Source organism: Nocardia sp. NPDC057668, from assembly GCF_042799795.1.
Lineage (GTDB): Bacteria > Actinomycetota > Actinomycetes > Mycobacteriales > Mycobacteriaceae > Nocardia.
The window spans coordinates 805,426-820,802 of record NZ_JBHVIC010000001.1 but is presented as its reverse complement, the minus strand read 5'-3'; the positions used below and the strand labels follow the sequence as shown (position 1 = coordinate 820,802).

General features: G+C 64.8%; 14 protein-coding genes. 8 read left to right on the top strand and 6 right to left on the bottom strand.

All coding sequences use genetic code 11. The features are described 5' to 3' along the window. Positions 1-11: 11 nt before the first annotated feature. Positions 12-1,130 carry a TetR/AcrR family transcriptional regulator gene (locus tag ACFVBH_RS03820; RefSeq protein ID WP_378999546.1) on the bottom strand — a complete coding sequence of 373 codons (1,119 nt, stop codon included), beginning with the start codon at positions 1,128-1,130 and terminating at the stop codon, positions 12-14. A gap of 584 nt (positions 1,131-1,714) precedes the next feature. Then, entirely contained in the window at positions 1,715-1,987 is a 273-nt protein-coding gene (locus ACFVBH_RS03815) for a MarR family transcriptional regulator (protein ID WP_378999543.1), read from the bottom strand. Between the two features lie 216 nt (positions 1,988-2,203). Between ACFVBH_RS03815 and ACFVBH_RS03810 the strand changes: the two genes are divergently transcribed. The 7 genes from ACFVBH_RS03810 (at position 2,204) to ACFVBH_RS03780 (ending at position 9,415) form a co-directional block, all read left to right on the top strand. After that, positions 2,204-2,533 carry a hypothetical protein gene (locus tag ACFVBH_RS03810; protein ID WP_354989666.1) on the top strand — a complete coding sequence of 110 codons (330 nt, stop codon included), beginning with the start codon at positions 2,204-2,206 and terminating at the stop codon, positions 2,531-2,533. Then, positions 2,514-3,059, top strand: coding sequence for a DUF6879 family protein (locus ACFVBH_RS03805; RefSeq protein WP_378999540.1), 546 nt, complete (start codon positions 2,514-2,516; stop codon positions 3,057-3,059). Before ACFVBH_RS03810 ends, ACFVBH_RS03805 begins: the two co-directional genes overlap by 20 nt. After that, a complete protein-coding gene (locus ACFVBH_RS03800; RefSeq protein WP_378999538.1) occupies positions 3,056-3,961 on the top strand; it encodes a helix-turn-helix domain-containing protein in 906 nt (301 codons plus the stop codon). Before ACFVBH_RS03805 ends, ACFVBH_RS03800 begins: the two co-directional genes overlap by 4 nt. 435 nt (positions 3,962-4,396) lie before the next feature. Continuing rightward, on the top strand, positions 4,397-5,050 hold the full coding sequence (locus ACFVBH_RS03795; protein ID WP_378999535.1) for a class I SAM-dependent methyltransferase: 654 nt from the start codon (positions 4,397-4,399) through the stop codon (positions 5,048-5,050). Between the two features lie 249 nt (positions 5,051-5,299). Next, positions 5,300-7,804 (top strand): hypothetical protein, encoded by a 2,505-nt coding sequence (locus tag ACFVBH_RS03790; RefSeq protein WP_378999533.1) that lies wholly within the window; start codon positions 5,300-5,302, stop codon positions 7,802-7,804. After that, complete coding sequence (locus ACFVBH_RS03785; protein ID WP_378999531.1) at positions 7,797-8,855, top strand: tetratricopeptide repeat protein; 1,059 nt, start codon at positions 7,797-7,799, stop codon at positions 8,853-8,855. The genes ACFVBH_RS03790 and ACFVBH_RS03785 overlap by 8 nt, the downstream gene beginning before the upstream one ends. Before the next feature lie 149 nt (positions 8,856-9,004). Then, the gene (locus ACFVBH_RS03780) at positions 9,005-9,415 is read left to right on the top strand and encodes a DUF4189 domain-containing protein (protein ID WP_378999529.1); all 411 of its coding nucleotides are present in this window, start codon (positions 9,005-9,007) and stop codon (positions 9,413-9,415) included. 393 nt (positions 9,416-9,808) lie between these two features. Here ACFVBH_RS03780 and ACFVBH_RS03775 read toward each other — a convergent pair whose 3' ends face one another. Beyond that, positions 9,809-10,408, bottom strand: coding sequence for a TetR/AcrR family transcriptional regulator (locus ACFVBH_RS03775; RefSeq protein ID WP_378999527.1), 600 nt, complete (start codon positions 10,406-10,408; stop codon positions 9,809-9,811). A 95-nt stretch (positions 10,409-10,503) separates the two neighbouring features. On the opposite strand from ACFVBH_RS03775, the gene ACFVBH_RS03770 reads away from it, so the two are divergent. Then, the gene (locus ACFVBH_RS03770; protein WP_378999525.1) at positions 10,504-11,679 is read left to right on the top strand and encodes an SRPBCC family protein; all 1,176 of its coding nucleotides are present in this window, start codon (positions 10,504-10,506) and stop codon (positions 11,677-11,679) included. A gap of 241 nt (positions 11,680-11,920) precedes the next feature. On the opposite strand, the gene ACFVBH_RS03765 is transcribed toward ACFVBH_RS03770, so the two are convergent. The 3 genes from ACFVBH_RS03765 to ACFVBH_RS03755 are packed head-to-tail and all read right to left on the bottom strand — an operon-like array spanning position 11,921 to position 15,047. Beyond that, a complete protein-coding gene (locus tag ACFVBH_RS03765) occupies positions 11,921-12,886 on the bottom strand; it encodes a TauD/TfdA dioxygenase family protein (RefSeq protein WP_378999523.1) in 966 nt (321 codons plus the stop codon). A 34-nt stretch (positions 12,887-12,920) separates the two neighbouring features. After that, entirely contained in the window at positions 12,921-14,111 is a 1,191-nt protein-coding gene (locus ACFVBH_RS03760; protein ID WP_378999521.1) for an acyl-CoA dehydrogenase family protein, read from the bottom strand. Between the two features lie 54 nt (positions 14,112-14,165). Then, positions 14,166-15,047 (bottom strand): LysR family transcriptional regulator, encoded by an 882-nt coding sequence (locus ACFVBH_RS03755; RefSeq protein WP_354989654.1) that lies wholly within the window; start codon positions 15,045-15,047, stop codon positions 14,166-14,168. Between the last annotated feature and the right edge of the window lie 330 nt (positions 15,048-15,377).

Below are 15,377 nucleotides of genomic sequence, written 5' to 3'. Positions count from 1 at the left end.
GGCCGCGCGTTTTACCGAAAGGGGCTCGGTACTGCAATCGAGGTGAGGCTGTGGCCGGCGAGCGGCCCCAGCACACGAGAAGTGATACGCCCGCGGCTGATGCGTACGGCCGCTTCGGTGTCGTTGTCCATGGTGCCGATTCCACATGCGGTAGCTACGGTCCGTGTTTCGTCTACGACGACGTCGAATCTCGGCCAGGTTGTCTCCGGGAACGCTGACCGCAGCGACCGGGTGAGATCGGCAATCGTCAGCCGCGCCAACGCGCTCAGTTCCGCCGTATCTCCGACCACGATGACGACGGTGAGGTGACCCGCCGGTGGTTGTACACGGACGAGGGCTTCCACGGCCGTGAGTCTGTCCACCCCGAATATTGCGACCACACCGTCGACTTCGAGCCGCGCAGAGGTGCCACGCACGATATCGAGAGCCTGTGGCGGGTCCCAGCTCTCATCCACCTCTGCTACATCGAGGGTGCTCATCCCCTCCGGCGGCGCCCATTCCCGCTCCTCGAGACCTGCTGTGGGCATGTGCGAACAGACAGTCAGTATGTTGGCGATGCTGGTGAATCCCGGTGCTACGAAGGACAATTGGGTCGAGCCGTACAGCATGGTCAGTACGCATTCCGCCGTGTTGATCCAACGCCGTGGGACCGAGCCATTCGCAGTGGCGAGAGCCTCGAGCGCCATTCCGAGCAGAATCGCGTCGAACTTGATCAGTTGTGCGAAGGGACCGCGCAGGCTCTCGTCCGACATCAGTTCCGGGATGAGATCGATGCCGAGCATCGGTGAACGGAGCTGGAGCATCCCCTGGTACACGTAGTCCGACGAGCGCGGCAACGGATCGATCGAGATCGCGGCGAATAGCTCCAGAGCACCTTCGACGGTTATGCCCGGAGGCTTCTGCGTAGCGCTCGGCGCGCGTTCGGCCTCGTCGGCCAACACCGCGAAGTACACCGCTCGTTTACTGGGGAAGTTGGAGTAGACCGCACCGCGTGTCAGCTCCGCCCGAACGGCGATGCCATCCACGGTCGTGCCGTGAAATCCGTGCTCGGCAAATTCCTCACGCGCTGCGGTGAGGACCTTGCGACGGTTGAGTTCCTGCTGCTCAGCCCGGCTCAGGCGAACCATCATCACAACACTCTCACTTCCAGTCGGAAATTTTTCGAGATGCGGACATCATTCCGATGTTTTCAACATCCGAATGGTACACAGGTTGGGGTCACACACGGGGCTGACGCCGGAATCGACTGGCGCAGTGGGGGACCCGGCCTGGCAGCGAAGGGTGAGCAGGTGCGTTCCACAATGATCGATCCCACACATCCACCAAGGACTGCGTCCGCAGTACGGAACGTGGGAGAAGTCGGTTGCCGTCACTGCGTGACTGGTGTGCGATCCCATGGACCCGCTGCGCCCGCGCTTGTGCAACAGCATCTTTGGCCTGGTCGAGAGTGAAGGCGACTGCGAAGCTGTCGAGCCCTGGTTTGGCGAGTTCGGCTACGGATTCGTGTCCGTTCGTTGCGTCAGTCCGGAACGGGAGTCCAGATCGGTCCCGTTCCCGCGGACCGCGCACGCCGGGTTGAAAGCCATGTCGGGATCGCCGACCGACCCATCGGCCCACACCGGCTCCCACGTCCCGTCGGAGTACTGGAGCCAACACCGCGGGCGTTCAAACTCGAACTGATCGAGCGTGGTGCAGTCGTCCTCGTCGTCGGACTTCACGCCGCATCGCCTCCGGGGCTGCCGCTGCGGTAGTCGCCGTACTGGGCCGCGTTGATCAGCATGGATCCCCGATGCGTGATCTGCCAGCCCGCGGGGGCGCGCCGGTTACACCGCGCCAGGCCCGACGCCGCCAAACCGTTGACTATCTTCCGGGCGCCCGAGCTCGTGAAACCCGTTCTCTCGCAGAGCTGTCGGACGGTGAGCGATTGCGTCGGCTCCAAGGCGGCCAGCGTGGCAAGCACCGTGGCCTGTGACTCGGTGAGCGGCATGGGCGAACCCCCTGTCGGGGTTGATGAGGCAGACCGGAGCCGAGACTCCAGCAGCCCCGGACGCCCGAGATCGACGCTAAGTGCCGGAAATCCATCCGCGCCACGAACTTGCACGAGCTTGCTTGATACGGGCCGAAGGTCCACAACAACAGAATTCGAGGAGGATCATCGACCTCGCGGGCAAGCACATGCACACCACTGGATGGAGGCAAGGTCATGCGCTTACGTTTCCTCGGCAAGAACGGATCGAAGGTCGGTGACTGCCCGAGTCTGTTCGTCACGGACCGGGACACCTACCTGGTTCAGGGATGGAAGACCGGCACACCCGAAACTGTCGAAATCCCCCATGTACTTCTGAGTTACGTTGAACCGGACACGTTCATCGGCGCGACCATGACCGACAGCGGCCGGGGCACCTTCACGCTTGCGGGGCGGCCGATCACCGAGCCGGAAACGCTCGATCAACTCACGATGGAGACCTACGAGTCCGCCATCGAGGTTCCGAAGAATCGGAGGGCTTTCTACGGTGGAGCTGCGGCAGAGTAACCCGTGGCCGGACCTGTTCCGCGACACCCAGAGGTCGGCCTTCCACATGGAAGTGCGTGATTCCTACGGCGTTCCGGGCGAGTCCGAGCCGTTGCGCCGATTCCTCAGTGGCGAAGCACGTTCGGAAGAACCGGACGAGTCGTGGCAGGCGTGGGCTTCGCTGGTGCGTGGGTGTACCGCGCGAGGCGTCACGGTGTCTCGAATCAGGGTGGTCACGGTCCCGCACAGCGACTATCAGCGCTGGCTGCTTACCGAGACACGCGACAACATCGACGCCGGCGAGGATATCCGGTACCTACCCCGGCATCTGGCCGGTGCCGATCAGGTGCCCGTCGACGACTTCTGGTTGTTCGATGACACGAAGGTCGCGTTCAACCTGGTCGACGCGGAGGGCAAGCCCGCCGGTGCTGGTATCACCACCGATCCGAGTATTGCTGCCTACTGTCGGCGATCGAAGGAACGGCTGTGGTCGCTGGCCACACCGTTCGACAAGTACGACGACCCTGCGGAGACCTACCCGCGGTGACCAGTTCTGTTCAACAACAACGGGAAGCTCTCGGCCAACGGCTTCGGGAGATCCGGCGTACGGCCGGACTCACGGGCCGGGAGCTCGCCCGCCGTGAGGGTTGGCATGAATCGAAGGTCTCGAAGATCGAATACGGCAAGATCAAGCCTTCGGATCTTGACCTGAGGGCCTATTGCCTCCACACCGGCACTGATGACCAACTACCCGATCTGATTGCCACACTTCGCCATCTGGACGCCGCCTACCTGGAGTGGCGGCGGATACTTGCGACCGGAACCCGGCATCGGCAGCACCAGTCGGTGAAGCTGGAGGCGGGCGCGAGACAGCTTCGCAACTGGCAGCCGCAGGTCATCCCGGGGTTGCTTCAAACGGCCGACTACGCCGAAGCCATCCTCCGATACGGCGTCGCCTTCTACCGCATCCCCGACGACGTCGACGCGGGTGTGTCCAAAAGGATGGAGCGGCAACGAGTTCTCTACCGCAGAGACCACCGCTTCCACTTCTTGATCGCGGAACAGGCGCTCTATACGACGGTGGGTGACCGCGATGTCATGGTGGGGCAACTCGATCGCCTGTACTCGATCCTCGGGATGGCGCGCGTCACGCTCGGAATCGTCCCTTTGATGACAGAAGCCCTTGCCGCCGTCGAGAACTTCGTCATGTTCGACAACCGGATCGTGAAAGTCGAAGGTGCGACGGCGGAGCTGACGATCACCCAGCCCAGAGAGATCGCGATTTACGGGCAAGCGTTCGACATCCTGGCCGGGCAGTCCGTGACGGGCAATGCTGCGCGCGCATTGATCCGACGTGCGATCGCTGCCCGAGACTCGCGCCTTGACGCCGATCCCACTGTGGCAGAGAGCTGTTCACCTGCCAGGCTTCCACGCTTGGACAACCTCTAGCCCTGGGTGGGTCGCAATCGCCGGTGAGTTCGCGCTTGATCGCGATGATGTGCGAACGGAGGCGCACCCGGTCGGACTGTTGCGGGGGACCTCACTCCGCTGTTGCATTCGCCCAGCGGCAGGAGCTGCTGCGTGCCCACGGTCACTTTGCCGGATCGGCAAAAAACTTTGCCGAACTCACCTATTCGCACCCATGGTTGACGACGTGAGCATTTACGGCGTACCGAAGAACATCGGCGGCGAACCTCAGGGCCCGGGAGCGGCTGCCGAGGCGAGCCGTCCACGACGCAGCCTGCCGGTCCCCGCCGACGACGTACCCCGCGCCGCCGCGCGGCCGTTCTCATCCGAACAGGAAAGGCAGGTCGCCGCGTCCGTTGGGATCGGGCGGCACCACCGATACCTGTAGCCCACCACACCGAAGGAGACGACAGCTCGATGTCCGAACAGCAACGACGCCAGGGCGAGGGCGACACCGCCGCCATGTTCGAACCGCACGGCTGGGACGCGAGATACGCCGGGACGGAGAAGTTCTGGAGTGGCGAACCCAATCCGCAACTCGTCGCTGAAACCTCCGGGTTCACTCCCGGTCACGCACTCGATGTCGGCTGCGGAGAAGGTGGCGACGTGGTCTGGCTGGCTCGCCGAGGCTGGACCGTCACCGGTGCGGACTTCTCCGCGAACGCGCTCGGACGCGCGGCCCGGCATGCCGAAGAGGCCGGGGTGGCCGATCGGGTCGAGTGGTGGCAGATCGACGCTCGCGAGTTCGAGGCGGGCCGGCGCTCGTACGAGCTGGTGACCAGCCACTATCTGCACGTGCCCGACGGAGGAATGGTGAAGGCGGTCCGTGCGATGGCCGCGGCCGTGGCCCCCGGAGGTCATCTGCTGGTGGTCGGTCACGCGGCGGGGGCGGCGTTCACGGACCTGACGCCGAGCCAGCGCACGGCAATGTTCGACGCGGACGATCTGCTCCCGTCGCTGCCCGAGGACTTCCACGCGCTGGTGGTCGAGCAGCGGCCGCGGCAGCTGGTACGTGGCGGAGAGCCGGTGCTCGCCTACGATTCCACGCTCCTGGCGCAGCGCAAGCGATGACTTCGGTCGCATCTTTACGACTGACCGGTCCACCGGTGATCCAGATGCAATCGCACCGAATAGATTTCGGAACCGTGGCGGTCAATCGGTCGGCGCTCTGGTCGAGGCTGGGTGAGCGCCCTGAACACTTCACGCTTCCCCGCTATGTAGCCGAGTAGTTGCGTTAGGCTTCTGGCGCGCAAGTCTTCTCACAGTCGGATTTGCGCCGGACAGTGGCCTGGTACGGCCGCCTGGTGACCCGGAAGCTACATGACGATGGACTTGTACGACGGGCTCGAACCCGATGTAGCAGACTGCCTGCGTCAATGGGCCGATCTGCACAAGCGGGACTACGAACTCGGGCGCTGGCTGGTCAACGGCCGCAGTAGGCAACCGGTTGCCATCGTGTGCGAGAGCGATCAGCGTACTCGGCGAGCGCGGATACTCGTTTTGAAAGTGCTGTCGGCACATGATGATTCGGTCGTCAACCTGGAGTATGCCCGTCATTTCGAGGCAATTGATCAATCGCCGGATTTCGCGGCGAAACATCTGAGTACCTTCGTATACGACGCGATTCCGGCCCCCCGAGGGCAATGGATAACATTTCAAACGGTGGTGGGCGGTGACTGGCGCAATACCCACGTCCTGACGGTCCTGCTGCGGCGCATGCTGGCCATACATGACGAGTACGAACCCAGCGGCATCGACCGGATCGATTGTTCGGCGGAGGTTTTCGTTGCCGCATGCCGTGCGGTCGTCGGTGCGGTACTCAAAGAATGGGCTGGTCCGCCCTTCCTGCCTCCCGCGAAGGTCAAGTGGACCGTGGCCGAGTTCTTCCATCGGCATCTGTTCGAACAACTCACCCCGGGTGACCGCTTGGGCGACTGGTCGGCGCGGTATCCCGATGAGCATCTCGTCGACGATCAAGGCGAACGCCTGTGCAACCCTTTCGCGGTCGCGAGAGGGGAGTGGCTCGGGGATGTGACGCTGCGCCCGCTGATCGGGTGCACGCACGGTGACTTGCACGCCGACAACGCACTGCTGACCGTCCATCCGGTCATCGATTACGAACGGTTCTATCTGATCGATACGGCGTTGTACGAGAAGGAGGCCCCGGTCACCCGGGATCCGGTGCACTTCGTTCTCTACATCCTGGCGCGATCCTTGGAAACGATCCCGGGCACTATCGAACGAGAGGCTCTGATCGAGCTGCTGCTCGACCCATCCGGCGCCCCCATCCACCTGCTGCCCGGCTGGCTTTCCGCCTTGATTCGGCAGATCGACGAGGAGGTGCGCGCCTGGCTCGGGGACACCGGCTTGAACTCGATCTGGGACGATCAGTACGAACTGTCGCTCGCGGCCTGCGCGATGCTGTTCCTCGGCCGGACCTCCACACGTCACGAGGACAAGCCGTGGTTTCTGCGGCTGGCAGCGGTGGCTGTCACCCGGTTCTCCGACCGAGTTCGGCCGCAGACGAGCGAGGTGGTTCGGCCACCCGTCGTCACACCCGCGACTACCCGTGCTGATGTACCGCCACCGGAGTCGTCGGCAGCGTACTTCGTCGGCCGACAGAGCGAACTGCGGGAGTTCTCGGACTTTCACGCGGGCAACACCCCATACCGCGTGGACCAACTTTTCGGACCCGGTGGGATCGGCAAAACAGCGATGTTCCGCGAGTTCGTCAGGTCCGGCGTCCGGAAGGGCATGGTGGTCGGCTATGCCGATGTCGCCGAGATCCGTTACAGCGGAATCGTTCCGTCCTTCCGGCCCGCGGATATTCTGCGTGGACTTGCAGGCACCATCTCCCGTCCCGAACTCGATGCCTTTCGCAATGATCTGCTGGACTACGACCTCATCACCGACCTGGAACGCACCGAAGGAGGAGCCGGAGCGCTTTTCGGCCCGAATGGACGCCCTCGTCCAGAAACTCGGCTGGTCGAGGTAATCGACAACGGATCGCCACGGCTGCGCGAGATTCTGCGCAGCCGCTTCGCTTTCGACCGGTATCTCCGCGCCGCGCAGACCGGGCTGACACAGGCTTTTTGCGACTGCCTCGGCGCGATTACCGAGGCAGGCACCGCGGCGTTGTTACTGGACACCTACGAGGAGATCGGCGGGCTGGACGACTGGGTCTGCCGAGAGGTGATGCTACGACTGCCCGAACGGACCCGGCTGGTCATCCTCGGCCGGCACAAGCTGACCACCAATATCGATTGGATGAATCACGAGCATGGCCTGCGGATGCGCGAGGTGCTGGAACTGAGTGAGTCCGAAGCGAAGTCGTATTTGCGGCACTACGGCCTCTCCGATTCCGCCGGGCTCGACGCCATCTACAAGGTCACCGGTGGCTACCCGCTGTTGCTGGTGCTGGTGCGCGCCCTGTCTGTCGAGGCGGGCGGCTGGGAGCACATCGGCGAACTCCAGCACGGCCGGGACAAGGATGCCATCGCGCGAGGACTACTCGACCGAATCCTCCGCGAGGAGCGAGTGCGCAACATTCACGAGGTCATCGAAAAGTGTTGTATCGCACCGTGGATAGACCCGGGCGTTATCGGAGCGGTGCTCGATGTGTCGGCCGCTGACGCCCACGGGCTCTATGCCGAGCTTGCGGCCCACTCGTTCGTGACCCGGCATCCACGTGGCGTCACGATGCACGACAAGATCAAAGAGTTGTTGCGGGCAAGTTTGGCGTTCGCCGATCCCGACGGGTATCAGGAGCTTACGGCTCGGCTTACCCGATACCTCGGTGAACGGGCGGGGATCAGCGATGCCTGACAGCGTGGATCACGACCACCTGGAGTACTTCATCGAGCACGTTCGTTTGCTCCTCGAAGGCAAGACGATGGAGGGCCTCGACGTCTGGGCGCGCCGGTTCAGCGATCTTCGGCAGGAGAGCGAGTTCGAGCTGTGCCAATGGCTCGTCAATGCGATCCGGACCTGTGAACTGCCCGGGTACGGGCTCGGGGTGGTGCGCTATGCCGAGGGGTGGCTGTTCGACCGGATGGGTGAGTGGCAGCGCGCCATCCTCGCCTACGAGGCCAGCGATGAGGAGTTCGAGAAGTCCGGCGTGCCGCTGAAGGCAACCCTGCAGACCCAGATCGGATCGATCTACCAGGACCAAGGTAGGTGGGATCGCGCGCAGAGCTCGTACGAGCACGCACTGGAGTCGGCGCCGGACGAGCACACCAAAGGCCTGGTTTTGAACAATCTGGGCAATCTTGCGCTTGCCCGCGATCAATTCACCACCGCCGAAGCGTATTTCGGGCAGGCTCGCGAACTGCTTCGAGAGATCGATGAACGCAACTTCGCCGCAGCCTCTCATGGTCTGGCAACGGTCGCGATGTCACTCGGGAACTATCAGCGGGCGCAGGACATGCACGTCGAATGCCTGAAAGCGTTTCAGTCGCTCGGAGACGCATTCGGGATGGGCTCGGCCATAGGCGGTATCGCGACAGTCCATCTGTACGCCGAGAAGTACCCCGCCGCTATCCACAACTACGAAGTGGCGCTGCAGATCTTCGTCGAGATCGACCCCGCGGCCACCGCTAAGACGTTGGGCAATCTCGCACTGGCACATCAAGAGCTCGCGCGCACCGAAGACGGCGACTACGGCACAGCGCTCGACTACCTCGACGAGGCATTGGCAGGCTATCGCGAGGTGGGAGACCGTCACGGTGAAGCCGCGGGACTCGTGAACCAGGCACGCCTGCACAATCTCCGCGGTGACTCGGCGGCAGCCGAGGAAAGCGCCGAGGCCGCGAAGAACTACTGCACGACTTACGGTTTCGAGTCCGAGTTGCAGCGCCTTCCACCGGATCTTCGATAGCTCCAACCTTCGTCGTACAGCTCCGTGTTGTGCAGGGAGAGAGGGACTCTGCTGTGCCGCCGAAACTGGGGGCAATCTCGAATCCATACTCTGCGGTATCTTCCAGGCGATCGCCGCACCCCTGGTCGGCGCGCAGAGGAAGCATCCCGATGTCCAACAAATCCATTGCGGCGGCCGCGCTCTCGGTGAGCGCCGCCGCCCTGCTCGCGGCGCCGCCCGCGTCCGCCGACCCGGTCAACTGGGGTGCTGTTTCCCTCAGCGCGTGGGGCAACGTCTACGCGATGTCGGTCAACCACCCGACGGAAGCCGACGCCATTCGTGCCGCCGACCGTGCGTGCAAGGGGCAGGGCATCATCGACTGCCGGACGATGGTGACGTTCTCCAACGGCTGCGGTGCGGTCGTGACGAGTCCGCTCGCGATAGTCGCGGGGTTCCCGATCGTGGGCTTCGGCAAGGGAGCGTCTCCGGGTGAGGCGTACGCGGACGCCACCCGCAATCTCCCCACCGGCACCGGAAGCGCCGGCTCGTTCAATCGCGAACACGCCTGTAACCAGCCCTGATCCAGTTCGGGCACGTCAAGGGCATCGCACGGGACGACGGGAGGTCCCACCCGCTGCCGGAGATGGCATCTTGCGAGCGGGCGGGACCTGCTGTTCGGAAGCGGTTCCCGCCAACTACTCCCGGCGAGGTGGGCCACAGGACGGCGTGCGGGCTCAAAGCACGCCGGCCTGCGGTCTACCATCCCTTGACCGGAGCCCCAGCGGCTTGCAGCGACCGTGAGGCTCCATCAGAGGCTTCGCCCTGCCTCACCCGATCGACTGGTCCCGGCCCGAATATGCCGGTCGGACTAGGGATTCCCGGGGTGTGAGCGGGTTACGAGCCCGAACGGGCCTTTGAATTCCGCACGTGGTCCCCGCATAGGTCAGACGGTCCGACCGTTGGGGCACTACACGTCAACGCCGCCCGGCTTCCAGCGCCGGCCCCACCCAGTGGCGGAGATAACGCCGTAGCTCCGCGCCATCGCGCGGCGGGTCGCCGGGGTCGATGATGAACGACTGCAGCGTTCGCAGCATCATCTCGATCAATTCCTCGCGCGCTTCATCGTCGAATCCCGCTGCGGCCCAATCCACGTCGAAGCGGTCCAGGATCGAGCGGCCGAAGTCGCGGGCGACGGACGAGGTCACGCCGGCGGCGAGGCCGACGCGCCTGCTGGGGGTCATCAGCAGCGCGACCTGGGGCTCGTGCGGCAGGCGTTCGAGGGTTCGGGCGATGCCTTCGATGACCGCGGTGGCGGGGTCGGTGATCCCCGCGAGGTCGTGCGCGAGTGTGTCGACGAAGTCGCCCGCGGCGCGTTCGGCCGCGGCCGCGAGGAGCGCGTCGGTGCCGGGGAAGTAGCGGTACACGGTTTGCCGGGAGACCCCGAGTGCGCGCGCGATATCGGCGATTCCCGGTTCGAGACCGCGGTCGATCGCCGCTCGGGCCGCGTCGAGAATCCGGTCAACCGCTTCAGCGTCGCTGGTCGGCCGCGTTCCGGCCCAGCCATGGGTGCGCATCGGGCCACCCTATCCCGGCAAAACGGAGCATGGACAAACTAGACCATACGACTTGACACTATATGTATGGTCGTCTCGTACAGAAGGAGAGTTCCATGCCCACTCATCCGATCCTGGATCCCGCGCCCCTGGACGAGAACCTCACCCGCCGCGCTCTGAACTTCGCGTTGAACCGCACTACGCAGATGGCCGACGACGTGCTGCGCGTGCCATTGGCGTACTACCGCGACGAGAAGCTGACCGATCTCGAACTCGGCACCCTGCTGCGGCACACGCCGCTGGCGATCGTGCCCAGCGCACAGGTCGCCGCACCGCACGACTACACGGTGCGGTCGGTGCTGGGCGATTCGCTGCTGGTCACCAGGGACCGTGACGGCGAAAGCCATGTCTTCCTGAACTATTGCCGCCATCGCGGTGCCATGCCCGCGTGTGGTTCCGGGAACGCCAAGCGGTTCGCCTGTCCGTACCACGCCTGGACCTACGACACCGCGGGCAAACTGGTGGGTGTGCCCGGCAAAGAGGGCTTCACCGGGATGAACCGCGCCGACTACGGCCTGGTCGAACTGCCCAGCGAAGAACGCCACGGGTTCGTCTGGGCGGTGCTGACCGCGGACGCGAGCATCGACCTCGACGCCCATCTGGGACCGCTGAACGACGAACTCGCGCAATGGAATTACGCGGCCTACGGCTACCACGACGATCGCGAATTCCGGTCCGAGGTCAGCTGGAAGGGAGCGCTCGAGGCTTTCGCCGAGGGCTACCACTTCCCGTTCGTGCACGGGGAGAGCGTCATCGGGCAGAACACGCTGCCCAACACGATGGTGTTCGACAAGTTCGGCAAACACCACCGCATGGGTTTCCCGTTCACCTGGATCACCGGTCTTGACGCCGATCCCACCGGATCCTGGAATCCTTCGGACCAGATGGGGGTCATCTACTGGGTCTATCCCAACCTCATCCTGGCCAACAGCCCGGTCGGGGTGGAGATCATCGACATGCTTCCGGTGGCCTCGCCCACCGAGTGCACCGTCCGGCACAGCTGGATGGGCCGGATCCCGGCCACGACCGATGAACAGCGCGCCCTCTACGACGAGGTCTACAGGCAGGTCCACGCCGCGGTCCGCGACGAGGACTTCGCCATGCTGCCGCAGTGCGGTGAGGGCGTACGCCAGGGCCAGCACGACCATATGATCATCGGCCGCAACGAGATCGGCGTGCAGAACATGATCCGGGTGTTCGCCGAGGAACTCGGCATACCGCTGCGCGATTGAGCCCGCGGCCACACGGGCCTCGTCTGCCGCGACGATTACGCGGGCTGCACGTATACGTGCAGCCCGCGACCGCGGATTGTCCCGGCCGCCCCGCACCCATCCCCGGGCACCCGATTCGGGGCGGCCAACGGCACTGCTCGCCCTTGGAGGATCGAGGCCGACGCGTGAATGCCGCTGTGAATCAACACTTCTGAGCTGTTCGGCTAGTCCTGTGGCGGTGCCTTTCCGTGCGAGCTGTAGGTCAGTCGGCGAAGAACTCTAGTCTCGGCGACGGGACGATCTCGCTGTAATGCGAAGCATCTCCCTCGAGCACCTCGCTGTGGGCACCGTCGACGGAGACCGGGAGGTCACCGGCGAGGGTAATGCGGTGGAGCTTGCGCGGCTGGTCGCCGAAGTCGGCTATTCCGTAGTGCTGGGTGGCGCGGTTGTCCCAGATCGCGACATCCCCGAGGGTCCAGTTCCAGCGGAACGTGTTCTCCAGTTTGGTGATTCGGTCCTGCAGTAGTTGGTAGAGGGTGCGGAACTCCGGGGTGGTCAGGCCCCGGAAGCTCTTCGCGAAATGGCCCAGGAGAAGCGAGCGTTCGCCTGTTTCCGGGTGGACGCGCACCACGGGGTGTGCGGTCTGGAATTCGGTGCTGGTGAATTGGTCGTACTGTTTGCCGATGTTGGAGCCGCCGGACTGGCCCGCGTAGTCGTACAGGTTGCTGTGGGTGGCCCACAGCTGTTCGGTCAGCGCCCGCAAGGGTGCGGGTAGTTGCTCATAGGCGGCGACCGTTGATGCCCAGGTGGTGGCTCCGCCGTAAGTGGGCAGGGTGACCGCGCGCAGGATCGAGGCCTTGGGGACGCGGTCGACGAAGGTGACGTCGGTGTGCCAGGTGTTGGCCGCGCCGTCGATCGGCAGCACTCGGGTGTCCGGTGCGGCGAGGGTCGGATGCGGTTCGGTCGGCGTGCCGAGCAGCTGCGCGAACTCGTAGTGCGATTCGTCATCGAGGTGCTGCTGATCGGTGAAGACGACAACCTTGTTGATCGCCAGGGCGAGCCGGATCGCTTCGACCTGCTCGGCGGGAACGTCGCCGCCGAGTCGCACGCCGCCGATCCGCGCGCCGATGTGCTCGCCGAGCTTCTCGACTGTGATGCCGGCATCGCGGAATATCCCGGCGGCCGAGGTCGCGCGATCCGCCCGGGTATCCAGATGTGCCAATGTCATTGTCTGTACTCCGTTTTCGTGACCGGTGGCGGGATCATTCGCCGAGCAGGAAGTTGCCGATGTACTCGCGGACGCTGTCGCTGCTGGGCGGATGGAAACTCCCCGCCCGGACGTCGCGGTACAGCCGCTCCAACTCGTTGCGGCGGTGGATCGAACCGCCGCCGCCGATCTCCAGCGCGAGATCCACCACGGTGCGCGCGGTCCTGGTGCCGTTCTCCTTCACGGCGAACAACGCCAGCAGCAGCCGGTCGCCGAGGTCGTCTCCGCGAGCGAGCACCTCGGTGATGTGATCGAGGTGTGCGGTCGCCGCTTCCAGGGCCAGCTCGGCTTCGGCCGCGTGGTACTGCACGAACGGCTTCCCGGCCACGGGCTTGCCGCCCAGGCTCAGCACGTTGCGGGTCCGCGCCGATTCGAGCGCGACATCGACTGCGCGGCGGCCGATTCCGAGGTACACGTTCACCAGCGCCGGGATCGCCCAGGGCAGGATCGAGGAGATGAACGGGCCCGGGTTCTCGCCGCGCTCGTAGCTCTCGACCACGTGCTCCTGCGCCACGAACACATCGGTGAGCACGGTGTCGTGGCTTGCGGTCGCCCGTACCCCGAGTGTGTCCCAGGTTTCCACGGTGCGCACGCCCGGGCTGGTGCGCGGTACGAACGCGTGCAGAATGCGCGGGTGCTCGGGATCGCTGTCGTCGCGGGCGTGGATGCCCAGCCAGTCCCAGGCCGGCGACAGCGAGGTGAAGATCTTGTGCCCATTGATGAGGTAGCCGCCCTCGACCGGCACCGCGCCGGTGGTGGAATCGTCGATGGCCAGGTCGTTTCCGCGCTCACCGTGTCCGGCCGCGATGACCTTGCCCGCCGCGACCTCGCGCGCGAGCCAGTCCAGGGAGGTGTCGCCGGCGGCGATCCGGTCGGCCAGCGGGCCGGTCCAGTACAGGTGCATGTTCACACCGAGTGCGGTGGCCGGCGCCCAGTACGCGAGTGCGCGCTGGGCGCGATTGAATTCGGGGAGGGTCCACCCGAGACCGCCGTGGCTGACCGGGATCGCCGCCCGCAGGTATCCGATGTCGCGCAGTTCGTCGAGATCCTCGGTGAAGAAACGATTGTCGCGATCGTATTCGGGGGCACGCTGGTGAAACCGGTGCAGCAGCGCTTCGGGCAGGACTCCGGGCGTCAGCACCTCGGTGGCCGGCGCGTCGGTGGGTTCGACGGCGAGATCTGTCATGGGACAACTACTTTCGGAGTGAGGAGATGGGGATTGGCTAGCGGTGGATCCGGCTCACGCGACCCCGCGCAGCCCGGTGCCGGAGATCGCGCGGTAATGCGCGGTGATGGCCTGGACCGCGATGTTCTCGATGTGGTCCTCCAGTCCGCGCCGGGTGACCAGGCGGACATCGATCGCACCGACCTCGGGCAGGTCGCCGACCGGCAGGAGATCGCACGGCCCGGAAGCCAGACAGGGCAGCAGGGCCACGCCCAGGCCAGCCTTCGCCGCGGCGAGCAGACCGTCGAGGTTGCCCGATTCGGCGGTGACCGAGACCTCGTAGCCGCGTTCGCCGAGTGCCTGCACGGCGCGACGGCGCAGGCCGCACGGTTCGGCGAAGGCGACCAGCGAGATCGGCCCCGGCGCCGGCGGCAATCGCCAGTTCGGTGCGGCGAACCATCTCAGGTCCAGTACGCCCACCTCGGTGCCGACCGGCTCGGCGGTGTTGCCGCCCAGCACGACCACCAGATCCAGTACGCCCTTGACGACCGCGTCGGTCAACGCGGTGGACCGGTCGATCCGAAAGTGCAGGCCCGCTTCCGGATACGTGGTGCGCAGCACGCCGAGCAGATCGGGTAGCAGCCCGTCGGCCGCGTGCTCGGTGGATCCGATGTTGATCTGCGGGCGTGGCGCTTCGGCGAATCTGGCCAGCACCTGGTCCTGCGCGGCGAGCAGTCGCCGGGCCTCCATCACGAGCCGCTCGCCCTCGGGAGTGAAACGTGAAGTGCGGCCGTTCTTTTCGACGAGCACGCACTTCAGCCTCCGCTCCAGCATCCGGATGTGCTGGCTGACGGTGGGCTGGCTCAGGTGTAACGCGTCCGCCGCGCGCCGGAAGCCGCCGGTGTCGGCGATGGTCACGAGTGTGCGCAAATGCAGCAAATCCAGCGGATCAGGCATACCGTACAGTCACCTTCGGGTTGGTCGACGCTGAATCACCATCTAACCGGAGAGTGAATCGCATTACCGCCCTTTGAATCTCCGAGATTGCAAATGAATTGCGGGGATGAATTCGCGAATCTCCGAACGCCGCGAGAGCAATTGATCGGATTCGTTGATGACCTCATATCGGATATACCGATCAAGCTCTGAAACATATTGGTGCACAGTAGGTTCCAGTGCCCAGCAGGTGATGTGACCTCTGCCACCTCCGGTTGTTGGTTCCCTGATCGGACTCGCACAATAACTTCCACACGGAGCTTTCGGGCGGGGGTAGTAACCGAATTCTTC